Origin of the sequence: Klebsiella sp. YJ, from assembly GCF_002108615.1 — a bacterium.
GTDB classification, from domain to species: Bacteria; Pseudomonadota; Gammaproteobacteria; order Enterobacterales; family Enterobacteriaceae; genus Klebsiella; species Klebsiella planticola.
This window is the reverse complement of sequence record NZ_MTEG01000012.1, coordinates 58,954-85,261: the sequence shown is the minus strand read 5'-3', so window position 1 is coordinate 85,261 and position 26,308 is coordinate 58,954. Positions and strand designations below refer to the sequence as shown.

Sequence of the window (26,308 nt, the reverse complement as noted above, 5' to 3'; positions counted from 1 at the left end):
TCAGAAGTCCATTTTCACCGTAAACTGCACTTCTCGCGGATCGCCAATCTGGTTGCCCAGGTTGTTTGTGGCGATGGATGAGGTGTAGTAGGTCTTATCAAACAGGTTCTTCACGTTAACCTGCAGCGTCACCGGATATTGCAGCTTCATCTTATAGGCGGCGAAGACATCGGCGACCGCGTAGCCCTGCAGATAATAGTCCGCGCCGTTGGTGCCGGAGCGTTTGCTCACCGCGCGACCGCCGCCGCCGACGGTCAGCGTATTGCTGTCGTAGACGTTATGGATGTCGTAGCTGAGGAACAACGATCCGGTGTGTTTCGGTACGTTGGGCAGCGGCTTGCCGGCATAGTCAGGATCGTCGAGCACTTTCGCGTCGGTATAGCCGTAGCTGGCGATCACGCTCAGGTTATCGGTAATCGAACCGGCCAGATCCACCTCGACGCCGCGTGAACGTACTTTCCCGGCGGTCTTGGCGACGGTCTCATCGCCGACGGCTTCGGTGTACAGCACGTTGCGTTTATGAATATCAAACAGCGCGATGTTGGCGGTGATACCGCTTAACAGATCAAACTTCGCCCCCACTTCGTAGGATGTGGACTCTTCGGGCGGCAGATTGCCGATGTAGCTGGCGATCGATGACTGCGGCATAAACGACTGCGCCACGTTACCGAACAGCGACACGGTTGGCGTCAGCTTATACACCAGACCCAATTTCGGCGTCCATTTCTGGTCGCTGCTGTCGGTGTTGACATTGAACGGACGTCCTTTGCCGGCGTACTGGGTATAGTACTGATAACGCATCCCGGCAACGGCAATCCACTTGTCGGTCAGATAGAGCGCGTCCTGAACGTAGGCGGCGTAGCTCTCCTGCTGAATACGCTGATCGCTATCGGAGTCCGAAACGGTGCTGCATGTGCCGACAGTGCCGTAGACCGGATTGTAAATATTGAACCCTTTCACATTCTTACAGCGGATCATGTCGGTGCGCAGCAGATCGTAATTCTCATAGGCGATGCCGGTGAGGACTTCGTTATAAAACCCGCCGACGACCACGTTGCCCTGTAAATCGGCGCGGGTTGTGTGCATCTTCTGCGTTGAGCCGTGGGTGGCGTCAACGCGGCGGGTCAGATCGCCAGTGGCCGAATCGTAGGCGGTTACGCGGGCCTGGTTATCGTTGTAGTGATCCTGGCTGTAGCTGTAGTCAAAGCGGGCGGTCCAGGCATCGTTCAGGCGATATTCGGCGTTCAGCTGCGCCAGATCGGAATAACCATCGGTAACGTTAAACGGCTCGTCAAAGCGCGTTTTCCGATCGACGTTGACCGCGTGGCCGGTATTGAGATCGAAGATCGTCCCGCGATCGAACGGCGTATTGTAGTCGCGATGGGAGTACGACACGTTCACCGTCGCCCGGTCGCCAAACCAGGTCAGGGAAGGGGCGATAAAGCTGCTTTTCTCTTTACCAAAGTTGCGCCAGTAATCTTCGTGTTGGTACTCGCCGATGATCCGGTAGGCCAGCCGCGTACCTTCGATGGGGCCGGTGACGTCAAACTGGCCGGTGCCGCCGCCAAAGCTGCTGGAGGTGGCGGAAATCGAGCCGCCAAAGGTTCTCTCCGGGCGCTTCGTGACGACGTTAATCAATCCGCCGGGGTCGAGAATGCCGTACAGCGTGGAGGCCGGGCCTTTCAACACCTCTACGCGTTCGGTGGCGGCATTAAAGCTGCGCGGCAAAACGGTACGCAGACCGTTGGTCATGATGGAACCGTCGCGGTTGGCGCCAAAACCGCGGCGGGTAAAGGCATCCTGGGTCCCGCCGAGGGTGTTGGTCTGGACGACGTTGGCGACGTTATACAGCGCCTCGTCAAGAGTGGTGGCGTGCTGATCTTCCAGCACCTTGTCGCTGACGGTATTCACCACCTGCGGGATATCCAGCAGCGGCATCGACGTGAGGGTTGCCGTTGAGCTGGCAACCGGCTGATAGCCGTTGGTGTCATTCTGCGCACCCTCGGCGACCACCGTCATGGTTTCGTCGCCAGCCGTTTTCTCTTTGCTGGCGCTGTTTTCTGCTGCAATTAATCCCGGTGAGGTAAAAGAACCCAAAAATATCAGTGAAAAAAGAGCTCGCCCTTTCAGCGTCGTGAAAGGGATCGTTGATCGCGTCATTTGTCTGTTTCTCGTGAACGAATCTGTCCTTTGCAGACAGAAAAAGCCAATTAAATCATTGCCCTTAAAAATATTATCTGCCTGTTAACTGTGATGATTTGCGTTCAGGCATGTAATTGAGAATCATTCAATCACGAGGGGATGTAGTAGTAAATGTTATGTAAGATAAAAAATCAGCAGTTGCCGGATCGGCGTTTCTGGCGCTATTTCTCACCCGTATTTTTGAGTTAATTATCTGTTTTGTATATATAAAATATAATCCTCTTCCCGGGATTATCCGGGTAGTGCAGGCAATTTATGCCCGTTAAAACAGAGTATTGACTACTACATTCATCCGCAGCATGATCAAAAGAGAATGAGATTTATTTTTGTTTGAGTGCAGAACGTGCTGGCTGATGCCACGCCGTTGCGGCGCAGGAGCGAGTTATGCCACAGCGGGTGATGCCTGCAGAGCAGGGAATCGTACTGGATTCCCTGTCGGCCGGATACGGCCAGACCCTGATTGTCGATGACATTCATTTGACGATCCCTCACGGTAAAATGACGGTACTGGCCGGGGCCAACGGCTCCGGTAAATCCACCCTGCTGTCGACGATTGCCCGCATGCTGAAACCGCTTGGCGGCAGCGTGCGTCTGGATGGTCAGACGATTCACACCATGCCGACCCGGGCGGTTGCACGCCAGCTGGGGATTCTGCCTCAGTCACCGCTCACTCCCGAAGGATTAACGGTCTTTGAGCTGGTTTCCCGCGGTCGCTACCCCTGGCAGGGATTGATGCGCCAGTGGTCTGATGCCGACGAACGGGCGGTAGAAGAGGCCATGGCGTTGACCGGCACCGCCGAATTCGCCCATCTGCCGGTAGACAGCCTCTCCGGTGGCCAGCGCCAGCGCTGCTGGATTGCGATGGCGCTGGCGCAGGAAACGCCGACGATCCTGCTGGACGAGCCGACCACCTGGCTCGATTTGCGCTATCAGGTCGATATCCTCGAACTGCTGCAAACCCTGACCCGCGAACATGGACGCACGGTGGTCACCGTGCTGCACGACCTTAACTTTGCGGTGAACTATGCCGATATCCTGGTGTTCCTCAAGAAAGGGCGTATTGCCGGGGTCGTGGACGAAAACGCCAGCTGCACCCCGGAGCTTATCAAAACCGTGTTTGATGTTGAGGTACAGATGTCGCTCAACCCGCAGACCGGGAAACCCTTTTTTATGCCTTTCCGCGCGCGACAGGAGCAAGCCCAATGAGCGCCTCCGCGCTGCTGTTGCACCGCCGCCGCCAGGCGCGGCCAAAAAGAGCGCTCGCGCTACTGACGCTGCTGCTGATTGTCGGTTCGGTGGTGCATCTTGGACTGGGGGCGCGCTGGATTGCGCCGGAGACGGTGCTTCAGGCGCTGTTTCACTATGACCCGCGTAATTTTGACCAGCGGATTATTGTCGAGCTGCGACTGGTTCGTCTCGCGGCGGCGCTGTTGACCGGCGCGGCGCTGGGCGTCGCCGGAGTGCTGCTGCAGACGGTGATTCGTAACCCGCTGGGGGAACCGCATATTCTCGGGCTTAACGCCGGCGCCTCACTGGCGGTAGTCGGCACATCGGCGCTGGGTCTGAGCGGCATGACGCCAGGTCGCCCGCTGATTGCCGCCGGCGGCGCGGCGCTGCTGTTCGGCGGCGTGATGCTGCTGGCGACCGCCGGACGCGGCGGGGCGACGCCGCTACGCATCACGCTCTGCGGTGTGGCGCTCTCCGCCTTTGCCTCGGCGGTCACCGCCGCGATCCTGATTCTGGATGAACAAACGCTGCTGGCGATGCGCACGTGGCTGGCGGGCGATCTGGCCGGACTCAACTGGCAAATTTTACGCTCGGCGACGCTTCCGGCGCTGGCCGGTGGCCTGCTCGCGCTGCTTATCGCGCCACGTCTGAACGTTCTGGCGCTGGGCGATAAGGTGGCGCTGGGGCTGGGGGTGAACATTATTCAGACCCGACTGCTGGGGCTGGGCGCCATTGCGCTGCTGTGCGGTGCGGCAGTGGCGGTTGCCGGGCCGATCGGTTTTGTCGGACTGGTGGTGCCACACGTTATTCGTCGCCTGGTCAGCGAAGATATTCGTCTGGCGCTGCCGCTGGCGGTGCCGGTCGGGGCGCTGGTGCTGCTGTTCGCGGATATCGCCGCCCGCACCCTGGTGGCGCCGCAGGAGCTGGCGACCGGGGCGATGACTGCGCTGGTTGGCGCTCCGGTATTTATCTTTATTGCGGCGAGGTTTTTTAAATGAAAAACGCGGCGCGCCGTGCCGGTTTCCGGCCCCTTCGCGCGGGGAGCTGCCATCTGCTTCTGCGCCCCGCGGCGCTGAACATCGCTGCGGTGCTGATTATCGCCATTCTGCTGCTGGCAAGCTTTGGCCTGACGCGCGGCAGCTTCCCGCTGCCTGCCGGTACTCTGGCGCGAGCGCTCTTTGCCCCAGAAAATGTCGGCGACCAGCCGCGCTTTATCTTGTTTGATATTCGCCTTCCCAGGCTGCTGATGGCGCTGCTGTGCGGCGCTATGCTCGGGCTGGCGGGGGCGGCGATGCAGAGCATCACCCGAAACGGGCTGGCGGACCCGGGGCTGATTGGCGTCAAAGAGGGAGCCAGCGTGGTCGTGCTGGCGTTGATTCTGTTCTTTCCCGCCGTCGGGCTGGTCTGGCGCCCGCTGGCTGGCATTCTGGGCGGGGCACTGGTGGCGCTGCTGGTGCTGGTACTGGCCCGGGATTGCTCGCGGCCGCGCTTCATTCTGATCGGTATCGGCGTCTCCTGGACGCTGGCGGCGGCGGTCGGCATTTTTATGACCACCGCCGATGTGCGCGATGTGCAAACGGCGATGATCTGGCTTGCCGGCAGTCTGCATGCGGCAACCTGGTCGCTGTTGATGGTGGCCTTTTTGTGGGCGCTGCCGGGGACATTGATTCTGTTTTTGACCGCCCGGGCGGCGGATGTGGCGCAGCTTGGCGACCGTACCGCCGTGGGACTCGGCGTGCGCCTGCAGCAGCTGACCCTGCTGCGCTTTTTTGCGCCGGTGCTGCTCACCTCCGCCAGCGTCTCCTGCGTCGGCAGCCTTGGCTTTGTCGGGCTGATGGCGCCGCACATGGCGCGCTTTCTGCTGCGCGGTGGCCAGGTGTCGCTGCTGTGCGGCAGCGCTTTGATTGGCGCGCTGCTGGTGCTGTTTACCGATACTCTCGGCCGTCTGGCCTTCGCGCCGCTGCAAATTCCGGCCGGAATTGTTATTGCGCTGGTGGGGTGTCCGTTTTTTATCTTGCTGCTGTGGCGTCGTCGTGACGTCCTGTAATGTAGAAGGGTTGCTATGCGTTGGCTTATTTCTTTGCTGTTGTTAGCGGCGGGCGTTACCGGCGCCGCCGAGCGTCAAACACAAACGTTTACTGATGATTTAGGGCGGGTGGTGACGGTGCCGCTGCATCCGCAGCGTATCGTCTCGATGCACGACCTGGATATCACGATTCCGCTCATTGAGCTTGGCGTGCCGCCGGTGGCCAGCCACGGACGCACCCGCCCCGACGGTAGCCACTATCTGCGCTCCAGCGCCCAGCTGACCGGGGTCGATTTTGATAACAGCGCGATCCAGTTTATCGGCACCGCGGATATTGACCTCGAAGCCGTTGCAGCGGCGAAACCGGATCTGATTATTACCGAACCGAGCCGCCACGTCTCTGTGGAACAGCTGGAGAAGATTGCGCCGACGGTCAGCATTGACCATCTGCAGGGCAGCGCGCCGCGAATTTACAGCAAGCTGGCGCAGCTCACCGGCAGCCAGGCGCGGCTGGCAATTCTTGAGCGCCGCTATCAGGCGCAGATCGCCCAGCTCAAAGCGATGGTGGATACCCGCAACATCACGGTGTCGGTTATTCAGGCCAACAATGGCAAAGTCACCGTTCACCACTCCTATCACGCGCTGGGACGGGTACTGCGCGACGCCGGGTTTCGTTTTCCGCCGTTGATCGACAAGATCCCCGACGGACAGCGAATTGACGTCAGCGCCGAACAGCTGCCGGAGCTGGATGCGGATTTTGTTTTTGCTACCTGGCGCTCGGATACCGGCGGTAAACCGCAGGAGGAGCTGCAGGCGATGGAAGGGGTGATGCCCGGCTGGTGCGACTTTATGCGTGCCTGCCGCACCGGCCGCTATATCCTGCTGCCGCGCGAGGAGGTTATCTCCAACTCCTTTGCCGCCCTGACCCTGATGGTGGCGCAGGTGCAGTCGCACATTGCCGGTCGTCCGCTGCCGGCGGAGCTGAAATGAAAACGCCGGTGAAAAGAGAGAAAGGGCGGGTCGACCTGTTCGGCGAACGCTTTCGCGCCAGGGCGCACCAGCTCTCGCCGCGTCTGCTGGCGGTCGTCAGCTATATCAACGACAACCGTGAAGTGGTGCTGGAGCGCACGGCGATGGAGATCGCCGCGGCGACGCAGACTTCGGATGCCACGGTTGTGCGGGCCATTCAGGCGCTGGGTTTTGCCGGGCTGCGCGAACTGAAGCAGACCATGGAGCGCTGGTTCGGCCCCTCCATCACCTCATCGGAGAAGATGCTGTCGACGGTGAATGCGCTCTCCTGCGATGTGAATTCGAGCATTGATTTTGTGCTGGAGGGCCATCAGCGCGCCTGTGAAGTGCTCTCTCGTCCCGCCAACCGTGCCGCCGTCGCTCAGGCGGTAGCGCTACTCAGCGAGGCGCGGCAGGTGGCGATTTTCGGCATCGGGGCATCGGGGATTCTGGCAGAGTACACCGGCAGGCTGTTCAGCCGTATCGGGTTACCGTCCTGCGTGCTCAACCGTACCGGCTTCAGCCTTGCCGAGCAGCTGATTAGCCTGCAGCGTGGCGATGTGATGATTATGATGGGACAGAAATCGCCGCATCGTGAAGGGATGACCGCGCTGCGCGAAGCCCGGCGGCTGGGGATCCCGACGATTTTGTTGACCCAGGCGGTGGACTCACGTTTTAGCCAGGAGGCGCAGGTGGTGATCGACGTCCCGCGCGGCGGCGATAACGGCCGGGTACCGCTTCACGGTACGGTGCTGGTCTGTCTCGAAATGCTGGTGCTGTCGGTGGCGACGACCACGCCGCAGCGGACCATGAAATCAATGAAGCGCATTAACGAACTGCATAAAGCGATTGGTAAATCCGGCGGTAAACGCAGCTAAGTACACGATAATTCACTGGCTGAAAGGTTTACTGTTGCAAGTAATCGTGATGATGTGTATTTTTATGCAAAATTAATGCATAAAAAGAGGTTGTCATGATGGGGAAATGGATGAAAGCGTGTTGTCTGCTGGCGGCTCTCGCCGGGAGCGCGCAGGCGGCACAGGAAACCTACGTTGTCGGTTCCGGTGGGACCTACCGCCCGTTTGAATATGAAAACAGCCAGAAGCAGCTGGAAGGTTTTGATATTGATATCATTAAAGCGATCGCTAAAGCGGAGAACTTTACTATCAAGCTGGTGAATACGCCGTGGGAAGGGATCTTCGCCACCCTCGGCTCCGGCGACCGTGACATCATTATCTCCGGGATAACCATCACCGATAAGCGCAAGCAGATGGTTGATTTTTCCGCCCCTTACTTCCCGGCTGAGCAGTCCATCGTGGTGCCGGCAGATTCCAAAGTGACCTCTCTGGCAGCGCTGAAGAGTGAGAAGGTCGGGGTGGTGAACTCCAGCACCGGCGATATCGTGGTCTCGGATGTGCTGGGTAAAAACAGCACCTCTATTAAGCGTTTTGATAATACCCCGCTGATGCTGCAGGAGCTGTTTGAAGACGGTGTCAGCGCGGCGGTGGGCGACGTGGGCGTGGTGAAATACTACATCAAACAGCACCCGGAGAAGCAGTTTAAGCTGGTGCCGGACGCCAGGTTTGAACGCCAGTATTTCGGTATCGCGGTGGCCAAAGGCAACGCTGAACTGCAGGCGAAAATCAACGCCGGTCTGAAGAAAATCGTCGCCGACGGCACCTACGCCAAAATCTATAAAACCTGGTTTGACGACAACGTCCCGACGCTGCCTGCGCAATAATTCATCTTTTGGTTTTCATGACGGCTATCGACGCGTGCGATAGCCGTATTTTTTAGGGAAGCACTATGACGGGATTCCGTTGGGAGATCATCGAGGAGTACGGTCCGCTGTTTATGGACGGCGCCTTGATGACCATTAAATGTACCATTATCTGCGTGATCCTCGGTACCCTGTGGGGCCTGACGCTGGGCCTTGGGCGGATGGCGAAAGCGGAACACGGAGCGTGGAAATATGTGCTGCGCTATCTGGTGCAGTTTCCGGTGCGCGTTTACGTCAGCGCGTTTCGCGGCACGCCGCTGTTTGTGCAGATTATGGTGGTGCACTTCGCGCTGGTGCCGCTGTTTATCAACCCGCGTGACGGTCTGCTGGTCAGCCATGGGCTGATGAGCGCCGATTTTGCCCGCGAACTGCGTTCTAACTACGGCGCGTTTCTCTCCTGTATCGTGGCCATTACCCTCAATGCCGGGGCCTATGTTTCGGAAATCTTCCGCGCCGGGATTCAGTCGATTGATAAAGGGCAGATGGAAGCTTCACGCGCGCTGGGGATGCCGTGGTGGAAAACCATGCGCCAGGTGATTCTGCCGCAGGCCTTTCGGCGGATCCTGCCGCCGCTGGGGAACAATGCGATTGCCATCGTCAAAGACTCTTCGCTGGCTTCGGCGATTGGTCTTGCCGATCTGGCCTATGCCGCGCGTACCGTTTCCGGCGCCTATGCCACCTACTGGGAGCCCTACCTGACCATTTCTCTGGTCTACTGGGTCATTACCTTCCTGCTGGCGCAGCTGGTTAACCGTCTGGAAAAGAGGTTTGGCAAAAGTGATTCACATTAATAATCTGCACAAACGTTTCGGCGACAGCCACGTACTGCGGGGCATCAGCTGCGATATTAAACCGCAGGAGGTCGTCTGTATTATCGGGCCGTCGGGTTCCGGAAAAAGCACGTTCCTGCGCTGTATGAATGCGCTGGAAAGCGTCAGCGAAGGCATCGTCGAAGTCAACGGCTTTGCCGCCCACGACCGCAGCACCGATCTGAACAAGATGCGGGAAAGCGTTGGCATGGTCTTTCAGCGCTTTAATCTCTTCCCCCATATGACGGTGCTGGAAAATCTGATCATGGCGCCGATCAACCTGCACGGCGTGAGCCGTTTGCAGGCGGTGCAGCTGGCGGAAGAGCTGCTGGCGAAGGTAGGATTAAGCGATAAACGTGACGCCTGGCCCTCCAGTCTCTCCGGCGGCCAGCAGCAGCGGGTGGCCATCGCCCGCGCGCTGGCGATGAAGCCTTCCATTATGCTGTTTGATGAACCGACTTCTGCGCTGGACCCCGAGCTGGTGGGTGACGTGCTGGAAGTGATGAAAAATCTCGCCAGCGAAGGGATGACGATGGTTATCGTCACGCACGAGATGGGCTTTGCCCGCGAAGTGGCTGACCGGGTTATCTTTATCGATCAGGGCATTATTCAGGAAGAGGGGAAACCAGAGCAGATCTTTACCGCTCCGGTCAATCCGCGCACCGCGGCCTTCTTAAGCAAGGTACTATAATACCGTACGACGGCGCGCCATCAGGGAATATCCGCCGGTGGCGCTTGCCGTTAGCCGCTCAGTTAAGGCTGCATCTCAGGCGGTTTCAGTCTGAGCATCGTCGTCATCGCGGTCCTGGCGTGCATTCGCCAGCAGCGCTTTCTCCGTTTTCCCCAGGCACTGAATCAGCAGGAACAGCACTCCGCAGGCCAGCAGGGTGACCAGCAGGCCATCATAGCCGGATACGCTGATCAGCAGGCTACTGACAACCGGGCCGGCAACGCTGCCCGCCGACCAGAAAAAGCCCAGCAGCGCGTTGATCATAATAAGCTTCTGCCCGCTGAAGGTTTTACCGGCGCGCACCAGCGAGAGCGTATACAGCGCCCCCGCCGCCGCGCCGAGGATCAGACACCCGACGATGAGCTGTACAGGCGACGCCAGCAGGAAAGGGAGCGCCGCCAGGGCGAGGCAAAACACCACCGCGCAGCTCAGGTGTACGCGGCGGATGCCAAATTTATCGGCAACCCAGCCCAGCGGCGCCTGGAAGAAGGCATCGCCGGTTAACACAATGGTCACCAGCAGAACCGCCATCGCCTCGTTCAGCCCTTTATCCATCCCGTAGAGCGGCAGCAGCGCCAGAATGCTGGCGTCAAAGAAGGCGAAGCAGAAGACGCCGGACGCCAGGACCGGTAAAAACGCGCCCAGGCTGCGCCAGCTGGCGCGTTCAGCGAGGCTTTCGCGGCTTCCGCCCGGCAGATGGCGTAGCATCAGCAGACACGCCGCGGTCAGGCCGACGACGGCCAGCAGCACCCAGATTTGATAATCGGCGCCGGCAGAGATCAGCAGCGGCCCGGCCAACTGGCAGCCGGTGAATGCCGAGGCGTAAATACCGGTCAGGGTGGCGCGGTTTTTACCCGCCGCGCCGCCGGTTATCCAGCTTTCGCCAAGCACGATGATCACCCCGGAGGCGATCCCGGTCAGAAAGCGCGGCAGCAGCAGCTGCTGCAGATCGACGGTCAGACAGGAGGCGATGGTGGCGAGCGCCAGCAGCATCAGGTTGGCCGTGAGCAAGGTGCCTATCTCAAAACGACGGCACAGCGCGGGCGAGAGGAACGACGAGAGCATCATCCCCGCCGGCGGCAGCGCGGCCAGCAGGCCGACGTAGACGGTGTCTGTCTGCTGCTGGGCAAGTTCAAGGCTGATTAAAGGCACCGTATAACCGGTGATAAATCCCACTAATGACGCGGCCATAATCATCGCCAGCGTGGGGGCAAGGCGATTCTGGTCTGGGTTAAACATTTTATTCCCGATAACGGAAGTCAACAGGTGGATAATCCGGCAAAGTGCCGACGACCCTGAATATTAATTAAACGTATGCGCGCTGTCACCGTTGAAATGACTACTAATATTGATACGCGGGCTCGGGCGCCCGGCAAAACGCGCCGTTCGGGCCCCCGGGGAGTGTTGTCAGCGCGCTGGCGAAAGGATATAACGAAGAGGGCATTCCGCCAGCGACGGGCGCATGCATAAAATGTATCCCGATTTCATACTCGTTCAGCGTTGATGCTGTGCAGGAAAGGAGTAACACATGGCAGTATCGCCTTCATCGATCGCCGAGGCCATCCGCTGGCGTCGTGATTTTCATGCCTGCCCGGAGCTGGGCTATCAGGAACAGAAAACCTCGCGTCGCGTCGCTGAATTATTGACATCCTTTGGTCTGCAGGTGCATTGCGGGCTGGCAGGGACCGGCGTGGTGGCGACCCTGGAGAACGGCCCCGGGCCGGTTATCGGCCTGCGCGCCGATATGGACGCGCTGCCCATTACCGAACGGGGTGACGTCAGCTACAAGTCCCGTAATCCGGGCGTAATGCACGCCTGCGGCCACGATGGCCACACCGCGATGCTGCTGGCCGCCGCCGCGCATCTGACCCAGACCCGCCGCTTTCGCGGGACGGTGCATTTTGTTTTTCAACCGGCCGAGGAGAACCTCGGCGGCGCGCGCAAGATGGTGGAAGAGGGGCTGTTTGAACGTTTCCCGATGGACGGTATCTACGCGCTGCACAACTGGCCTGGGCTGCCGCTGGGGCACGTGGCGGTTAACGAGGGGCCGATGATGGCCTCGCTGGACGCGTTTGAAATCACTCTGACCGGCAAAAGCTGCCACGCGGCGATGCCGGAAAGCGGCGCCGACCCGATTGTCGCCGCCGCGCAGCTGATTATGGCCCTGCAGACGATCCCCTCGCGCCGCCTGTCGCCGCAGGAGTCGGCGGTTGTCAGCATTACCCAGATTAACGGCGGCGAAGCGATTAACGTTTTACCGGACAAGGTGGTGCTGCGCGGGACCTTCCGCTGCCTGAGCAACCGGGTGCGTGAACGGGTAAAAGCGCTGATTGCGCACTATGTCAGTACGCAGCCGCAGGTCTCAGACGTGCAGGGGAGCATTGCCTGGTATCCCGGCTATCCGGTGACCAAAAACCATCGCGCGGAGGCGATAAAGGTGCGCGAGGCGGCGCTGGCGGTACTGGGCGAGGCGGCGGTGAGCGGGCAGATCGCGCCGTCGATGGCGTCGGAGGATTTTGCCTGCATGCTGGAGGCCTGCCCTGGCGCCTATTTCTGGATCGGTACCGATGGCGAAACGCCGTCGAAACCGCTGCATAATGCCGGCTATGATTTTAACGACGATTTGATTGAACACGGCGTCACGCTGTGGACGGCGCTGGTGGAAAAACTGCTGCCGGTGGGCTGACGCCGACGGCGGAAGCTGCTGCTATCAACGTGAAGGGGAGAGGCGATGCCTCTCCCCTGGTATTCAGGCGTCCACTGCCGCCTTCAGGCGCGCTTTCATGTCACTGTAGGCCCGCCAGGCAAACTGCTCTGCCCAGAGCTGGTCCTTGATGGCTTCTATCTTCACCGCGCAATATTTGGTTTCCGGCGTTTTCGAGACCGGGTCGAGGTTGTCCTGAGTAAGCTCATTGCAGGCACCGACCCACCACTGGTAGGTCATATAGACGGCGCCGTGGTTGATACGGTCGCTGATATCCGCGCGGGTAATCACTTTGCCGCGACGCGAGCTTACCCACACCAGCTGCCGATCGGTGATCCCCAGCCGGTCGGCGTCGGCGCGGCTTATCTGCACGCGACCGGGCTCATCGGCAAGGGATTGCAACGCCGCGCAGTTGCCGGTCATCGAGCGGCACGAATAGTGGCCGACTTCGCGCACGGTACAGAGCACAAGCGGATAGTCGGCATCCGGGGTCTCCGCCGGCGCACGCCACGGTGCGGCAAACAGTTGACCTTTCCCCGACGGGGTATCAAAGCGGTTTCCTTTATACAGCCATGGCGTGCCGGGGTGTTCGAGCGTCGGACACGGCCACTGCACGTGGTTCATATCGCCCATTTTTTCATAGGTGACGCCGTAGAACAGCGGGCACAGGTCGCGCATTTCGTCCCAGATTTGCTGGTTGTCGTCGTAGTGCATCGGATAGCCCATTTCGCGGGCCAGCAGGCTAATGATCTCCCAGTCGCGTTTTACGTTGCCCGGGGCCGGGATGGCTTTTTCGAAGCGCTGAAAACCGCGATCGGCGCAGGTGAAGACGCCGCCGTGTTCGCCCCAGGAGGTTGCCGGCAGCAGCACGTCGGCTATTTCGGCGGTTTTGGTCATGAAGATATCCTGCACCACCACAAAATCCAGCGCTTCGATGCCCTTACGCACCAGCCCCAGATCGGCTTCGGTCTGCAGCGGGTCTTCCCCCATGATGTAGTAGGCTTTGATCTCCCCGCTCAGCGCTTTATGCGGAACTTCGGTAATACGGGTGCCGACTTTGTCATCCATTATGGCCGGGTCGATTCCCCAGGCCTCGGCAAATTTGGCGCGGACGTTGGGATCGGTCACCTCCTGATAGCCGGGGAACAGATTCGGCAGCACGCCCATGTCGCAGGCCCCCTGGACGTTGTTCTGCCCGCGCACCGGGCCGACGCCGACATGTTCCCGGCCGAGGTTACCGGTCAGCAGAGCCAGGCTGGCCAGGCCTTTCACCACATCGACCGCCTGGCCGAACTGCGTGACGCCCATGCCCCACATGATCGTGGCCGACGGCGCGGCGGCAAACATTCTCACCGCCTGACGTATCTCTTGCGCCGGGACGCCGGTGATCGCTTCCACCGCTTCAGGCGAGTAGGCTTTCACCGCCTCACGGTAGGCGTCCAGCCCTTCAGTAAAGCGTTTGACGTAATCATGGTTATAGAGATCTTCTTCCAGCAGAACGTGGCCGAAGGCGTTGACCAGCGCCATATTGCTGCCGTTATTGAGCTGCAGGTGGCGATCGGCAATGCGGGCGGTTTCAATTCGTCGCGGATCGCAGACGATGATTTTCGCCCCGTTTTCGCGCGCTTTAATCACCCGGCGGGCGACGATAGGGTGGGAATCGGCGCAGTTGTAGCCAAAGACCAGCAGACATTTTGAGTGTTCAATATCGCTGATGGAGTTGCTCATCGCGCCGTTACCCAGCGCCTCCTGCAGACCCGCCACCGACGGACCGTGACACACGCGGGCGCAGCAGTCGACGTTGTTGGTGTTTAACACCGCCCGGGCGAATTTCTGCATCACATAGTTGGTTTCATTCCCGGTGCCGCGAGACGAACCGGTGGTCATAATCGCGCGCGGGCCGTACTGTTCTTTAATCTCCCGGAGTTTTTTTGCCGTGTAGCGAATCGCCTCGTCCCAGCTGACCGGGGTGAGTTTCCCCCCTTTCTGGTAGCGAATCATCGGCTGCTTCAGGCGCGGGGTGAGTAGCTGAGTATCATTAAGAAAATCCCATCCGTAATACCCTTTGAGGCACAGCTGATTCTGATTGGTTACCCCATCGGCGGCTTCCGCACGGATAATTTTATTGTTATCGACAACCAGCTTGAGTTTGCAACCCGCCCCGCAATAAGGGCAAACGCTTGTGATTTTTTTCATCAGTAACAGACCTGTTAACAGTGAATGAAGATCAATGGTCAGGCCGGGCCAGGCCCGCCATCGTCATGGAATCCTTTCGCCGCGATGCAAGCGGAAGGCAGGAGCGGTATGCAGAAGTTGTGCCAAAATTAATTTATTGATATATAAGGAGATTAAGTCGTGGTGTGGAGGTGTCGTCGTGATGTCGTCACTAATGACGATGACGTAACAGAACGCCCGGGGAGGGCGTTCTGTCAGGGGCTAGCCCATTTTGGGCTGAAACTGCGCCAGTTTCTGCGGCGGGAATCCGGCTTCCAGCGCCGCTTGGCAGATGGCCTGCCAGCTGCCGGCATCCAGTGGAATGCCCTGTGCCAGGCGCGCCTGACGATTGGCCTCTTCCCATTCGCCCGGCACCAGAATCGGCGCGTGCGCCTCGTGAGGCGACTGTTTACACCAGTCGATGAAGGCTTCCGTCTCGCGCTGCATGTCCGGCGCGTCGAAGGCTTGCGGGTCGAGAATAATGGTGGTCATGCAGTTGAAGATGGCGTCGACGCAGGTCTGCAGGCTCTGCTGGTGAGTGGTCTGGCCGCCGGAGACGGCGCCGCCGAGGATTTCGCACAGCGTGGCGAGGGCGTAGCCTTTATGCTGGGCAAAGGTCAGCAGGGCGCCCAGCGGCGAGGTCTGCATGACCGCCGGGTCGGTGGTCGGTTCGCCTCGGGCGTCAATCAACGAACCGGGCGGAACGGCTTCGCCTTTATGCCAGGCGACGCGCGTTTTGCCAAAGGCAATCGCGCTGGTGGCGTAGTCGAGCAGTAGCGGAGGCTGGCCTTCTCGCGGGAAGATAACGCACAGCGGATTGGTGCCAAAGCGGCTGTCTTTGCCGCGAAACGGGGCAACCATCGGGTCGCCTACGACGCTGACGAAGTGAATCGAAATAAAACCTGCCGCCGCGCACTGCTCGGCCCAGTAGCCGATGCGTCCGATGTGATGCGCGTTGCGCAGGGCGATAGCCGCCATACCGTGTTGCCGGGCTTTCTCAATTCCTTTCTGCATCGCTTCATGGGCAACTACCTGACCAAAGCCTGCGTTGCCGTCGAGTGTCACTACCGCGCCGGCGTCCTTCATCACGCTGGCATGGCGGTTAAGCTGCAGATGACCCTGAGCATGGGAACGCAGGTAGCTCGGGATCATCCCCACCCCGTGTGAGTCGTGGCCGGCGAGATTAGCGGCCACCAGATGGTCGGCGACAAGGGAGGCTTCGGTGGGAGAACTGCCAAGCTGAATGAAGAGAGTGTTGACGAACTGATGCAGATCCGTCGCCTGAAAACGATATCCGGTTTGCACTGATACGCTCCTGTGACTTATTTGATTGTGTTGTTGTTTTGTTAAGTTTGCCCTTCCATGCTGCGCTCCTGGGCGAAGAAGATCAATACTTTGCGCACCGGAGAGAATTGAGGGGCAGAGAACAGGCTTGAGGCCCGGCGTGCTGTTCGCGGCCCTGAGAATCATTATGATAAAACCAACTAATAAATGATAAAGAGAAGACTAAAATGAACGTCAGTACGCTGCTTTTAATTATCGTCGCGATTTCGCTGCTGGGATTATCGATCTATTGTTTATTGAGCTATATAAAAGAACGCAAAGCGATGCGCTTTAAATCTTTCCGTCATCGCTAAATACCCGCCGAGGGCCCGGGAATACGCTTTATTTATAATGGTTGTCGCGCCAGGCTTTCGGCGTGGCGTGGTATTTTTCACGAAAACTCTTGCTGAATGACGGGTGGCTGACAAAACCGCAGCGCCAGGATACCAGCTCAACCCGCAGTCGGGGATCGGATTCCAGCAGTTGCCGGGCAGCCTCCAGGCGTATCTCTTTAATCTCCGCCATCACCGAACTCCCCTGTTGCTGAAAAGCCCGGTCGAGGCTGGATCTTGAGCAGCGCAGCATTCGGCAAAGCAGGTCGGGAGAGAGATTATGTTGATGATAATTAAGCGCAATAAACGATTTCGCGCTGTTCACCAGATGCGCGAGTTTTCCTGACGAGCGCAGCCCTTTCTCCTGCGCCACATCGGCCAGAACCTGTAACGCGATATGATGTAAGCCATCGACGATTACCGCGGTTTCCTGGGTAGATAAACTTGCCGATTGCGCGTCCAGTAGCAGCATATGCGATTTTAAAAATAGCGCTAAAGGGTGATTATCCAGGGAGATGATTGGGCTGGTCAGTTGACCGCTAAATAGCGTTTTGATTTTCGCACTATGCGGAATGATATACAGCTGTTTGACATCATCACATTGATAATTGTAATAATCATTGCGCTGATGAACGATGAGTTGTCCCGGATTAACCTGGGCGACTGCGGATTTTTTCCTGCCGCCGATCAGCTGATGCCCCTGTACCAGCAGAGAAATATAGGTTGAAGACTCAGCCACCTGATGCGGGTCGAAGATTGTCTCGTTTTTAGAACCCATGGCACTACAATAATCGCCGGAAATAGCAGATATGGTTTTATGGTGGGCGACAATTTCTGCCGGACGGCGGTTATTTACGACCTCAATGCCATAGCAGCTGAGGTTCTGCGATATTCGCTGATAGCGCTCTTCCGGCGCAATATCCGCCGCGCTTAAAACATGTGGAACGTACAGCGTCGAAGGTCTGGACATGCTTGTCTCTTATCCCGGGTTGACGTTGGCAGGTAGTTCTTTTTTATCCTTCTGATTATAAGATTAATCTTCATTAAAGCCAGCGGGCGGACGGTTTTTTACATTGGCCTGGGGGGAAATTGTTCAGTATTGCGTGGGAAACTATCAATACGTAGCGCATCGCGGTGACAGCCTGGCCGCATCAATCAGCGGAAATCTATTTTCATTTGACTTTTTTGCGGCACTGAAAATATAAAATAAATTAATTTTAATTATTATTTTTTATTTAAAGTGGGTGTTTTGAGTTGTTATCTTGATATTTTAACAAAATAAATCAATCTCGGTTTGGTTATTTTCTGTCTGCCTGGCGCTCGCGCGACAGCAAAAAAAGAGAGTGGACAGCAGGATGAAAATCATCGCAATCTAAAAAGAGGCATTCATTTCGCAACGGGGAAAATACGCGGATGCGCAAGAGTAAAATAATTGTTTTATCTTTGATGGTTGTTTGTGTTTTATGTTTTGCAATTGTTGCTGTTTATTTTTTATTGCTCAAGGATGACGCTGCGGAGCCCGTCAATGAAGAGACGGAAGCTGCGGTCCTGGACGTCGCCGGATTCGCAAACAGCGGGCATCGCGACGAGCAAAAATTGAGAGCGCTGTTCCAGACACGCATCGTGACTCGCCAGCTGAATCTCGATCGCGGCGAGCTGGTCCCTGCCGGGCACACTGGCGCAGAACAACAGCGCTGTGCAGACCTGCCACCGACCCGCGACCCGGCGCAGATCCGGCGTCGCTGTGCGCTGGTGGATATTTACCTGGTCCGTGATACCGCCCAGCATATTCAGCAAATTATTCTGCCGGTCTACGGTAAGGGTGCCAAATCAATGATGTATGCGCTGGTTGCTCTCAGCACGGATGGCCGCACGGTAAATGACCTGATCTATTACCAGCAGAATGAGACGCCGCTGCTGGGGGCGAGGGTGGAAGACCCGCAGTGGCGCAGACAGTGGGCAGGGAAAAAAATCCGCGATGACCAGGGGCGGCCCGCGTTGCAGGTCGTTCAGGACAGTGTCGGCCAGCATGACGCCTATACCGTTGACGGCATCAGCGGTGCGACCCTGACCTCAACCGGCGTGGAGAAAAGCATCAATTTCTGGATGGGGGAGCAAGGGTACGGCAATTTTCTCCGCCATCTGCAGGATGATCCCGCGATATTAACCCAATAGCCTTCAGTCGTTTGCATCCCCGCCACGACGCCACTTCCGGCGTCGTTTTTTTATCTTGCGGGCGGGGGGCGTCAAAAACGGACGCGCCCGCAGCCGACACAAAACGTGTTGTTCTTTGCGGTTTTTTACACAAATTGTCACCATTTGACATTTTCATGATCTGGGTCATGTGCACGACAAGGAAAAATGACAATGATAACTATTATCATTACCGTTAATGGAACCCGTCATGTCAGCTCCTCGCTCTTTTCTGCTGCTCACGTTGCTCAGCGTCCTGTTCTGCGCGTGCGCGATGGCGCAAACCCGCTACGCGCCGCTGATCGAGGATATTGAGCACCGGCTGGATAAAACAACCGAGCTCTACCAGCAGCAAAAAAACAACGAGGCGCGTCGGGAAGTACAGGCCGCCTATTTCGAAGTGTTTGAAAACCTCGAAGGCCCTATCCGCATCAATTTTTCGGCGCGTAAAAGCTACGAAATGGAGAGCACTTTCGGTGACATCCGTCGCATGATTGCAGACGGTAAGCCGCTGCAAGAGGTTCAGGCCCGGGTGGACGGGCTCAAGAAAGCGCTGCGTGACGTTGAGCCTGTGCTGGATGGCGGCCATCGGCTGGTGGCGGAAGAGCAGCATACCGCGTTGACCCGGGGCGATATCGCCTTGCACTGGCAGAACAGCTTCCGCACCATCGACGATCTGCTGGCGCAGGCGGTGAGCGCCTATCAGGCGGGAAATTACCCCCTCGCCAGTCAGCAGGTGCAGCAGGCGCACTATCAGGGATTTAAAAACTCAGAGATGGAAATGTCGGTGCGGCAAAACCGCTCGGCAAAAAACGCGGCGGCCATTAATCAGCAGTTTACCGCCCTGATTGCGCTGACATCCCAGCCGGATCGTCTGAACGATGTGGCTTATCAGGTGACGACGCTGTTGCAGGAGCTCGAAGACATATTGCCGGGGCTGCCGACGACCCGCGATGACCAGCCGGTGAATGCCCCGACGGCAGACGAAGAGAGCGCCCCGCTCGCCGTAGGCGCGCCGGGCGCTGACTGGGCCAACGTTGCCACGGGGATTAACCAGAGTATCGATGCGGCGCTGGCGCGCTACCAGCGCGGCGAGGCGTCTGATGCCCTTCTGGATATTCAGGACACCTACTTCGATCGTTTTGAAGCCACCGGGATGGAGAACAAAATCGGCTCCCGCGATGCCGCGTTTAAAACCCGCCTTGAGGCCCACTTCACCCGTCTGGTCAGCCTGATGAAGGCCGGACAGCCGCAGGACAAACTGGTGGCTGAAGCCGCTGCGCTACGAGCGGATCTGCATCAGGCGGTGGCGATGCTGGGCGAGGGTGAAGAGACGCAGTGGAGCCTGCTGCTATACAGCCTGATGATTATTGTACGTGAAGGGCTGGAGGCGCTGCTGATTGTGGCGGCCATCGTGGCCTGGCTGGTGAAAAATGACCATCACGACAAGCTGCCGCTGATTCGTCAGTCGGTGGTCGTCGCGCTGGTTGCCAGCGTGGCGACGGCGGTCGTTTTCCAACTGGTGTTTACCCGCTCCGGCGCCAGTCGGGAGCTGCTGGAAGGGATTACCATGCTGATCGCCGTGGTGATGCTGTTCTTTATGAGCTACTGGCTGCTGTCGAAGGTTGAATCCCGCCGCTGGAAAGCCTGGCTGGAGGGTAAGCTGACGCATTCGCTCTCTCGCGGCTCGCTGGTCGGGCTATGGCTGACCAGCTTTCTTGCCGTCTATCGGGAAGGCGCCGAAACGGTCCTGTTTTACTACGCCCTGGTTGGCGACGCGCAGAGTGTTTCCGGGCATCTGGCCATCGGCGCCGGGTTTGTTATTGGCTGCGTGCTGCTGCTGGCCGCATGGCTCATCATGCGCTACTCGGTGGTGCGCCTGCCGCTCAAACCTTTCTTTATCTTCACCGGCGGCTTTATGTACCTGATGGCATTTGTTTTTGCCGGTAAAGGGGTCCTTGAACTGATAGAAGGCAAACTGTTTCAGCCTACGCTGGTTGGCGGCGTGCCTGAAATCAGCTGGCTGGGCATTTATCCCTATCTGGAAACCCTGACGCCACAGGTGATTTTACTGATTGCTGCCCTGGTTGCCCTGTGGATTACGCTCCGCCGCAATCACCTACCCACAGCACAGATAAAAAATAATATTTCAACATTATAAGACGCGAGGATTTGTCAAATGACCATCAAAAAGAGCCTGATTATCGGCGCCACCGTGGCCGCTATTTTTACCGCGCCCGCGGCGCTGGCCTTTAAAGAGTATCCGGCAGGTGAACCGGTCACCATGAATGAGATGGAGATCGCCGCCGTCTATCTTCAGCCGATTGATATGGAACCGCGCGGAATGGGTCTGCCGGCAGCGAAATCAGATATCCATCTGGAGGCCGATATTCATGCGGTTGAAGGGGGAAAGAATGGTTTTGGCGCCGGTGAATGGATTCCCTATTTGACCATTGCCTATACCCTGGTCAATAGCGATACCGGTGAAAAGCAGGAGGGGACTTTTATGCCGATGGTCGCAAGCGACGGTCCGCACTATGGCGCCAATATTAAAATGATGGGCGTCGGCAATTATAAAGTGACGTACCACATTGAACCGCCATCAAAAGCCGGGATGCACCGTCATACCGACAGCGAAACCGGGGTGGGCCGCTGGTGGAAACCGTTCGATGTCAGCTATGAATTCAAATACGTCGGCCTGAACTAAACGTTCGTCGCGCAGGATGGCCAGCATGCCGTCCTGCGGTGTATTACCGCATGCGGATTGCACCTTATCCGCCGAACCGGGTCGAAGTTATGAGTTATTTTTTCGTCACCACGCTGCAGGTTTTTTTCTGTATTACGCTGCTGTCCTCGGTTCTCTGGGGCCGCGGCGTGTCTCCTTCACTGCGCCCCCTCACGTGGACGCTGCTCACGGCGCTGGCCAGTGGGCTACTGGCCGGACTGTTTATTCGCGGGAGCCAGACGCTACAGCTGATGCTGGTGAGCGGAGAAATCCTCCTTTCCGTGCTGTTTTTACTGAGCTTCTGGTGGGCCTCGCCGCGTCTGCGCTACGTGTGGCAATGGATCCTCGTATTTGGCGCCGCCCGTCACTGGGCTCTGGACCCCAATCTTGGCGGATTAACCTCCACCCACGTGCTGAACACCGACCTGCTGCTGAACCTGACCGCGCTGGCGCTGGCCGTTGCGCTGCTGTGTCTGGCCGCGGTGCTGTGCGCTCTGCTGCTGCGCCGGATGAGCTGGCCGTACTGGCCGCTGGCGATTCTGCTGATGATCCTGCTTTGGCTACCGATGTTCGGCAATCTGCTGCTGCTGTTGATGAAGCTGCAAATCATCCCCTTACTGAAGCCGCTGCTGAGTTTTGTGGCCAAAGTGACCAACAATGCCGCCGGGTACAGCTGGCTTGCAGCCGCCGTGCTCCTGCTGCTGTGTCTGTGCTGGACCCCGACTATTCGTCGCTATGCCCGGGCGGTGAAGGCGGCGGCGGAGCCGGTTACCCGCCGACTGGCGTTGGCCGAGCGCCGCAGCGCTGTCCGTCTCTGGTTAACGACGATCTGCTGTGCGCTGGTGATTGCCGGTGGCCAGCTGTGGTGGGATCTGGTGGCCTCCCGGCCGCCGAGGCTATCGGAAGCTCAGCCGGTCAGCCTTGCCGCTGATGGTCTGGTCCATATTCCGCTTACACAGGTTCGTGACGGCAAACTGCACCGTTTCGTCTGGGTGGCAGACGACGGTAAGGCGGTGCGCTTCTTTGTCATCAACCGCTATCCCGACAAATTACGCTTTGGCGTGGTATTTGACGCCTGTCTGCTGTGCGGCGATCAGGGATATGTCATGGAAGGTAACCAGGTGATTTGTGTCGCCTGCGGGGTACACATATTTATTCCTTCGATTGGTAAACCCGGCGGCTGTAATCCGGTGCCGATCGATGGCTGGCATAACGACGAACGTGAGTTGACGATACCCGGTGCGGCCCTGGCCGTCGGAGGCAACTATTTCTCTACCGTGCTGACTATCAAGGTGACCGACCCGGTGGACGGGACGGCCCTGACCAACACGGCGGCTGAGTATAAATACAGCTATGCAGGCAGAACCTGGTTTTTTGCCTCTGAAGCAAACTACAACCGTTTCCGCAACGCGCCAGAGACGTTTGTTCCCGGCACGGCGCAGGAGGAGTAACCATGCTGTGGCGAATGATCTATCAGTCATGGGGGCGTAATCTGCGCCGCAAAGCGCTGGCGGTGTTAACCGTTTTCCTGGCCACGAGTCTGATCTCGGCGCTGCTGGCTATTTCTATCGACATCGGTGACAAAATGTCCCGCGAGCTGAAATCCTACGGTGCCAATATCTTAATTGAACCGGCCGGGCAGGCAGCGCTACCTGCGTTGTTCAGCGAGCAAAGCAACCCGCTGGCCAGCGATGATTTCCTTGATGAGTCCGAGCTGGCGAATATTAAAGATATCTTCTGGCGAAATAATATCGTCGGTTTTGCGCCAATGCTCAGCGGCGAGGCGACCGTTGACGGGCACGAAATCCGTCTGCTCGGCACCTTCTTCAGCCAGCCGGTCGCGATACCGGATGAAGAGGGTTATGAGACCGGGCAGCGCACGGTCAGCCCGTTCTGGCAGGTGACCGGCACCTGGCCGCAGGAACCTGTAGGCAAGACGCCGCAAACATTAGTCGGGCATGCGCTGGCGCGTAATTACGGCTGGCAACCCGGTGACCATCTCAGGCTACAGGTGGCGAACGAGACCGTGGATGTGGTGGTCAGCGGCGTTCTCTCCAGCGGTGGTGATGAAGACAACCAGCTGGTGATGCCGCTTAGCATCGTACAGCGGCTGCTGGGCCTGACGGGAAAAATACAGGCAATTCGCGTATCGGCCCTGACGGTACCAGAAAATGAGCTGTCGCGCCGGGCGCGTGAGAATCTCGAGGCTCTGAACGCCGAAGAGTATGACCTGTGGTATTGCACGGCGTATGTCTCTTCTATTGCTCACCAGCTGGAGGAGGCCATTTCCGGTGCAGAAGTGCGCCCGGTCTGGCAGGTTGCGGCCTCGGAGGGCGTAGTTATCGATAAAATTCAGCTGCTGATGGCGGTCGTCACCCTGGCGGCATTGGCCGCTGCGGCAATGGGGATTGCCTCGCTGATGACCAGTACCATTATGGAGCGAGCCCGGGAGATCGGCCTGATGAAAGCGCTTGGCGCCCGACAGTGGCAAATTTTGCTGCTGTTTTATCTTGAAGCAGCGCTGGGCGGGCTGGCAGGTGGGGGGCTGGGCTGTGTTGCTGGCTGGGGGCTGGCGAAGATGATTGGCCTGATGCTCTTTGCCACGCCGCTCGACTTTGCCTGGGTGGTGGTGCCCTGTGTGCTGGTGATCGCAGTGCTGATTGCGCTTATCGGCACCTGGTTCCCGGCGCGTCGAATCGCCCGACTTTATCCCGTGGAGGTGCTGTATGGCCGCTAAGCGCGACATGCTGTGGCTATTGGTCTGGCGGGCGCTGCGTCTGCGTCTGCAGCGCGTCGGCGTCGTGTTCACCGCGCTGGCGGTTGGTGCGACCATCGTGACGGCGCTTTCCGCCGTGTGGTTTGATATCAACAGCAAAATGAGCGAGGAGCTGCGGACCTTCGGCGCAAATTTTTATATCGGGCCTGGGCACGGTACCCGTATGCCGCAGCCGACACTGCAGGCGATTATTGACGATGCGCCGAAGGGACTGATTCATGGCGCCAGCCCCTGGCTATACGGCACGGCGCGTACCGAGCTGGAAAAAGTGGCGATCGTCGGCGTGTGGTTTGAGTCGCTGCAAAAGCTGGTGCCGTACTGGCAGGTCAGTGGCAACTGGATCGGCGTCAGCTTTGACGATCGCAATGCGATGGTGGGCGTTAAGCTGGCTCAGCGGCTGGCGCTAAACGTTGGCGATAGCGTCACGCTGGTGGACCATCAGCGGCGCAAAAAACTGCTGATCAAGGGGATCGTCGAAGCCGGTGACGCGACCGATAACATGCTGATTGTCAGCCTGAACGTGGCGCAGGCGTGGCTGCAAAAGCCCGCGATTATCAGCCACGGTCTGCTGAGCGTCAGTAACGATCTCGGCCAGGTGGAAAGCTATGCCGGGCAGCTGCAGCAGCGCTATCCCGCGCTGGAGATCCGCCCGGTCCGTAAGGTCTCGGCATCCGAAGGCCAGGTACTGGATAAAATCAAAGGGCTGATGGGGCTGGTCTCTCTGGTGATTCTGGCGCTGTCGTCCTTGTGCGTGAATACCACCCTGATGGCGATTGTGGGTGAACGCGCCCGTGAGTTTGCGCTGCAAAAAGCGCTGGGCGCCAGCAATGGCGATATTATCCGCCAGATGCTGCTCGAAACCAGCATTATCACTCTGGCAGCGGTGGTCTGCGGCTGGCTGCTCGGCTATCTGCTCGCCCAACTGCTGGGGCTGACCGTGTTTAATGCCACTATTTCGCTGCGCCTGCCGGTGCTGCCGATAACCCTGGCGCTGTCTTTGCTGGTCGCCTTGCTGGCGGCCATTGTTCCGGTACGCCGCGCGGTAAGCGTTGAACCGGCGAAAGTGTTGAAAGGAGAATAACGCCATGACCGTCACGCCTTTACGTCAGATGGCGATTGAAACCCGTCATTTATCTAAGCGCTTCGGCGATGTTAGCGCGCTGGATGACATTAATTTGCGCATTGCCCGCGGTGAGTTCGTCGCCATTATGGGGGCATCAGGCTCCGGGAAAACCACGCTGATGAATATCCTGACCTGTCTGGACACCGCCAGCGAGGGGCAGGTTATCCTCGACGGAACCGATGCGGCGGCGCTGGATGAAGAAGGGCGGCGGCGCGTTCGCGCGCAGAAGATAGGCCTGGTGTTTCAGCAGTTCCATCTGATTCCTTTTCTGACGGCGCTGGAAAACATCATGCTGGCGCAGCATTACCACAGCGTCGTCGATGAGGCGGCGGCCAGGGCCGTTCTGGCGCAGGTTGGCCTTGAACATCGCATGACCCATTTACCCAGCCAGCTCTCCGGCGGGGAGCAGCAGCGTGTCTGTATTGCCCGGGCGCTGGTCAATGAACCCCCGGTGATTTTTGCCGATGAGCCCACCGGTAACCTGGATGAAGAGAATGAACAGCGGGTGCTGGACCTGCTGACCGACCTGCATCGTCAGGGGCGCACTATCGTGATGGTGACCCACAACCCGGCGCTGGGAAAATTCGCTGACCGTATCGTCCGGCTCCAGCACGGCAAATATCTCGGCGAGGAGGTTAATACCGATGCGCATGCCTGAAGTCATGATAACGATACTGCTGCTTCTGCTGCTGGCAGGCTGTAAAGAAGAGAAGCTGGCCCGTGGCGAGACGGCACCTGCGCTGGCGGCTTTTGATATGCAAGGCAAACCTGCCGGCCTGGAACGCTGGGAGGGGAAGGCGGTGTATCTCAATTTCTGGTCGGCCAACTGCGGAGGTTGTCTCGCGGAAATGGATACGCTGCAGGCGCTCAGCCAACGCTGGCCGGATAAGCTGGTAGTGGTGGGGGTGAATACCGACCCGGAGCAGGTGGATATTGCTCCGCTGCTGGCGAAGCATGGCATCAGCTACCCGGTGCTGCGCGACCAGCTGCATATCACTCAGGATCGTTATCAGGTGATCGGGACGCCGACATCGATAGTGATTGACGCACGCGGGCGGGTGCGCGACCTGCATCAGGGGTGGCGAAAACCCGAAGAACTCCAGGCGGTTTTTACCCGCCTGGCCCAGCCTTAATAG

The 26,308-nt window shown here is 58.4% G+C and carries 23 protein-coding genes; 18 read left to right on the top strand and 5 right to left on the bottom strand.

The features are described from left to right. A complete protein-coding gene (locus BV390_RS13890) occupies positions 1-2,070 on the bottom strand; it encodes a TonB-dependent siderophore receptor (RefSeq protein WP_094898152.1) in 2,070 nt (689 codons plus the stop codon). A gap of 516 nt (positions 2,071-2,586) precedes the next feature. Here BV390_RS13890 and BV390_RS13885 point away from each other — a divergent pair. From BV390_RS13885 to BV390_RS13850, 8 genes are all read left to right on the top strand, one after another. Next, the gene (locus tag BV390_RS13885) at positions 2,587-3,408 is read left to right on the top strand and encodes an ABC transporter ATP-binding protein (RefSeq protein ID WP_032697353.1); all 822 of its coding nucleotides are present in this window, start codon (positions 2,587-2,589) and stop codon (positions 3,406-3,408) included. Continuing rightward, positions 3,405-4,427, top strand: a complete 1,023-nt coding sequence (locus tag BV390_RS13880) for a FecCD family ABC transporter permease (protein ID WP_064385211.1) — start codon at positions 3,405-3,407, stop codon at positions 4,425-4,427. The genes BV390_RS13885 and BV390_RS13880 overlap by 4 nt, the downstream gene beginning before the upstream one ends. Continuing rightward, entirely contained in the window at positions 4,424-5,476 is a 1,053-nt protein-coding gene (locus BV390_RS13875) for a FecCD family ABC transporter permease (protein ID WP_032687187.1), read from the top strand. The genes BV390_RS13880 and BV390_RS13875 overlap by 4 nt, the downstream gene beginning before the upstream one ends. Before the next feature lie 15 nt (positions 5,477-5,491). Then, entirely contained in the window at positions 5,492-6,445 is a 954-nt protein-coding gene (locus BV390_RS13870; RefSeq protein WP_032697351.1) for an iron-siderophore ABC transporter substrate-binding protein, read from the top strand. After that, positions 6,442-7,341 (top strand): MurR/RpiR family transcriptional regulator, encoded by a 900-nt coding sequence (locus BV390_RS13865; RefSeq protein ID WP_032687189.1) that lies wholly within the window; start codon positions 6,442-6,444, stop codon positions 7,339-7,341. Before BV390_RS13870 ends, BV390_RS13865 begins: the two co-directional genes overlap by 4 nt. Before the next feature lie 95 nt (positions 7,342-7,436). After that, complete coding sequence (locus BV390_RS13860) at positions 7,437-8,204, top strand: basic amino acid ABC transporter substrate-binding protein (RefSeq protein ID WP_032687190.1); 768 nt, start codon at positions 7,437-7,439, stop codon at positions 8,202-8,204. 65 nt (positions 8,205-8,269) lie between these two features. Then, positions 8,270-9,034 carry an amino acid ABC transporter permease gene (locus tag BV390_RS13855; RefSeq protein WP_032687191.1) on the top strand — a complete coding sequence of 255 codons (765 nt, stop codon included), beginning with the start codon at positions 8,270-8,272 and terminating at the stop codon, positions 9,032-9,034. After that, on the top strand, positions 9,021-9,743 hold the full coding sequence (locus BV390_RS13850) for an amino acid ABC transporter ATP-binding protein (protein WP_047665654.1): 723 nt from the start codon (positions 9,021-9,023) through the stop codon (positions 9,741-9,743). Before BV390_RS13855 ends, BV390_RS13850 begins: the two co-directional genes overlap by 14 nt. A gap of 75 nt (positions 9,744-9,818) precedes the next feature. Here the strand turns inward: BV390_RS13850 and BV390_RS13845 are convergent, their stop codons facing one another. Continuing rightward, positions 9,819-11,021, bottom strand: coding sequence for an MFS transporter (locus tag BV390_RS13845; RefSeq protein ID WP_085397036.1), 1,203 nt, complete (start codon positions 11,019-11,021; stop codon positions 9,819-9,821). Between the two features lie 289 nt (positions 11,022-11,310). Between BV390_RS13845 and BV390_RS13840 the strand changes: the two genes are divergently transcribed. Then, entirely contained in the window at positions 11,311-12,468 is a 1,158-nt protein-coding gene (locus BV390_RS13840) for a M20 aminoacylase family protein (protein ID WP_085397035.1), read from the top strand. Between the two features lie 63 nt (positions 12,469-12,531). On the opposite strand, the gene fdhF is transcribed toward BV390_RS13840, so the two are convergent. After that, positions 12,532-14,682, bottom strand: a complete 2,151-nt coding sequence (gene fdhF / locus BV390_RS13835) for a formate dehydrogenase subunit alpha (protein ID WP_085397034.1) — start codon at positions 14,680-14,682, stop codon at positions 12,532-12,534. Between the two features lie 240 nt (positions 14,683-14,922). Further along, on the bottom strand, positions 14,923-16,005 hold the full coding sequence (locus tag BV390_RS13830) for a malate/lactate/ureidoglycolate dehydrogenase (protein ID WP_047665058.1): 1,083 nt from the start codon (positions 16,003-16,005) through the stop codon (positions 14,923-14,925). A 206-nt stretch (positions 16,006-16,211) separates the two neighbouring features. On the opposite strand from BV390_RS13830, the gene BV390_RS13825 reads away from it, so the two are divergent. Continuing rightward, the gene (locus tag BV390_RS13825) at positions 16,212-16,337 is read left to right on the top strand and encodes a small membrane protein (protein WP_138223600.1); all 126 of its coding nucleotides are present in this window, start codon (positions 16,212-16,214) and stop codon (positions 16,335-16,337) included. 28 nt (positions 16,338-16,365) lie between these two features. Here the strand turns inward: BV390_RS13825 and BV390_RS13820 are convergent, their stop codons facing one another. Next, positions 16,366-17,325 (bottom strand): helix-turn-helix domain-containing protein, encoded by a 960-nt coding sequence (locus tag BV390_RS13820; protein ID WP_032687196.1) that lies wholly within the window; start codon positions 17,323-17,325, stop codon positions 16,366-16,368. A gap of 443 nt (positions 17,326-17,768) precedes the next feature. Between BV390_RS13820 and nqrC the strand changes: the two genes are divergently transcribed. The 8 genes from nqrC to BV390_RS13780 all read left to right on the top strand — a co-directional run bounded on the left by nqrC (position 17,769) and on the right by BV390_RS13780 (position 26,305). Continuing rightward, positions 17,769-18,530 carry an NADH:ubiquinone reductase (Na(+)-transporting) subunit C gene (gene nqrC, locus BV390_RS13815; protein WP_085397033.1) on the top strand — a complete coding sequence of 254 codons (762 nt, stop codon included), beginning with the start codon at positions 17,769-17,771 and terminating at the stop codon, positions 18,528-18,530. 229 nt (positions 18,531-18,759) lie between these two features. Continuing rightward, on the top strand, positions 18,760-20,709 hold the full coding sequence (locus BV390_RS13810; RefSeq protein WP_085397032.1) for an FTR1 family iron permease: 1,950 nt from the start codon (positions 18,760-18,762) through the stop codon (positions 20,707-20,709). A gap of 18 nt (positions 20,710-20,727) precedes the next feature. Beyond that, a complete protein-coding gene (locus tag BV390_RS13805; protein ID WP_032687199.1) occupies positions 20,728-21,255 on the top strand; it encodes an iron transporter in 528 nt (175 codons plus the stop codon). A gap of 89 nt (positions 21,256-21,344) precedes the next feature. Continuing rightward, positions 21,345-22,724 carry a Fe-S-containing protein gene (locus BV390_RS13800; RefSeq protein ID WP_047665651.1) on the top strand — a complete coding sequence of 460 codons (1,380 nt, stop codon included), beginning with the start codon at positions 21,345-21,347 and terminating at the stop codon, positions 22,722-22,724. 2 nt (positions 22,725-22,726) lie between these two features. Next, positions 22,727-24,010 (top strand): ABC transporter permease, encoded by a 1,284-nt coding sequence (locus tag BV390_RS13795; protein ID WP_032697343.1) that lies wholly within the window; start codon positions 22,727-22,729, stop codon positions 24,008-24,010. Beyond that, positions 24,000-25,130, top strand: a complete 1,131-nt coding sequence (locus tag BV390_RS13790; RefSeq protein ID WP_032699586.1) for an ABC transporter permease — start codon at positions 24,000-24,002, stop codon at positions 25,128-25,130. The genes BV390_RS13795 and BV390_RS13790 overlap by 11 nt, the downstream gene beginning before the upstream one ends. A gap of 4 nt (positions 25,131-25,134) precedes the next feature. After that, positions 25,135-25,830, top strand: coding sequence for an ABC transporter ATP-binding protein (locus tag BV390_RS13785; protein ID WP_032699588.1), 696 nt, complete (start codon positions 25,135-25,137; stop codon positions 25,828-25,830). Then, positions 25,817-26,305 (top strand): TlpA family protein disulfide reductase, encoded by a 489-nt coding sequence (locus tag BV390_RS13780; protein ID WP_032687204.1) that lies wholly within the window; start codon positions 25,817-25,819, stop codon positions 26,303-26,305. Before BV390_RS13785 ends, BV390_RS13780 begins: the two co-directional genes overlap by 14 nt. Positions 26,306-26,308: the final 3 nt, after the last annotated feature.

What these genes read in the sequence shown, in the direction of transcription:
- BV390_RS13865 (WP_032687189.1), top strand. Translation starts at nt 6,442, where the DNA reads ATGAAAACGCCGGTGAAAAGAGAGAAAGGGCGGGTCGACCTGTTCGGC.
- BV390_RS13790 (WP_032699586.1), top strand. Translation starts at nt 24,000, where the DNA reads ATGGCCGCTAAGCGCGACATGCTGTGGCTATTGGTCTGGCGGGCGCTG.
- BV390_RS13845 (WP_085397036.1), bottom strand. Translation starts at nt 11,021, where the DNA reads ATGTTTAACCCAGACCAGAATCGCCTTGCCCCCACGCTGGCGATGATT.
- nqrC (WP_085397033.1), top strand. Translation starts at nt 17,769, where the DNA reads ATGCGCAAGAGTAAAATAATTGTTTTATCTTTGATGGTTGTTTGTGTT.
- BV390_RS13810 (WP_085397032.1), top strand. Translation starts at nt 18,760, where the DNA reads ATGTCAGCTCCTCGCTCTTTTCTGCTGCTCACGTTGCTCAGCGTCCTG.
- BV390_RS13780 (WP_032687204.1), top strand. Translation starts at nt 25,817, where the DNA reads ATGCGCATGCCTGAAGTCATGATAACGATACTGCTGCTTCTGCTGCTG.
- BV390_RS13800 (WP_047665651.1), top strand. Translation starts at nt 21,345, where the DNA reads ATGAGTTATTTTTTCGTCACCACGCTGCAGGTTTTTTTCTGTATTACG.
- BV390_RS13795 (WP_032697343.1), top strand. Translation starts at nt 22,727, where the DNA reads ATGCTGTGGCGAATGATCTATCAGTCATGGGGGCGTAATCTGCGCCGC.
- BV390_RS13840 (WP_085397035.1), top strand. Translation starts at nt 11,311, where the DNA reads ATGGCAGTATCGCCTTCATCGATCGCCGAGGCCATCCGCTGGCGTCGT.
- BV390_RS13855 (WP_032687191.1), top strand. Translation starts at nt 8,270, where the DNA reads ATGACGGGATTCCGTTGGGAGATCATCGAGGAGTACGGTCCGCTGTTT.
- BV390_RS13820 (WP_032687196.1), bottom strand. Translation starts at nt 17,325, where the DNA reads ATGTCCAGACCTTCGACGCTGTACGTTCCACATGTTTTAAGCGCGGCG.
- BV390_RS13785 (WP_032699588.1), top strand. Translation starts at nt 25,135, where the DNA reads ATGACCGTCACGCCTTTACGTCAGATGGCGATTGAAACCCGTCATTTA.
- BV390_RS13875 (WP_032687187.1), top strand. Translation starts at nt 4,424, where the DNA reads ATGAAAAACGCGGCGCGCCGTGCCGGTTTCCGGCCCCTTCGCGCGGGG.
- BV390_RS13870 (WP_032697351.1), top strand. Translation starts at nt 5,492, where the DNA reads ATGCGTTGGCTTATTTCTTTGCTGTTGTTAGCGGCGGGCGTTACCGGC.
- BV390_RS13880 (WP_064385211.1), top strand. Translation starts at nt 3,405, where the DNA reads ATGAGCGCCTCCGCGCTGCTGTTGCACCGCCGCCGCCAGGCGCGGCCA.
- fdhF (WP_085397034.1), bottom strand. Translation starts at nt 14,682, where the DNA reads ATGAAAAAAATCACAAGCGTTTGCCCTTATTGCGGGGCGGGTTGCAAA.
- BV390_RS13825 (WP_138223600.1), top strand. Translation starts at nt 16,212, where the DNA reads ATGAACGTCAGTACGCTGCTTTTAATTATCGTCGCGATTTCGCTGCTG.
- BV390_RS13860 (WP_032687190.1), top strand. Translation starts at nt 7,437, where the DNA reads ATGATGGGGAAATGGATGAAAGCGTGTTGTCTGCTGGCGGCTCTCGCC.
- BV390_RS13805 (WP_032687199.1), top strand. Translation starts at nt 20,728, where the DNA reads ATGACCATCAAAAAGAGCCTGATTATCGGCGCCACCGTGGCCGCTATT.
- BV390_RS13885 (WP_032697353.1), top strand. Translation starts at nt 2,587, where the DNA reads ATGCCACAGCGGGTGATGCCTGCAGAGCAGGGAATCGTACTGGATTCC.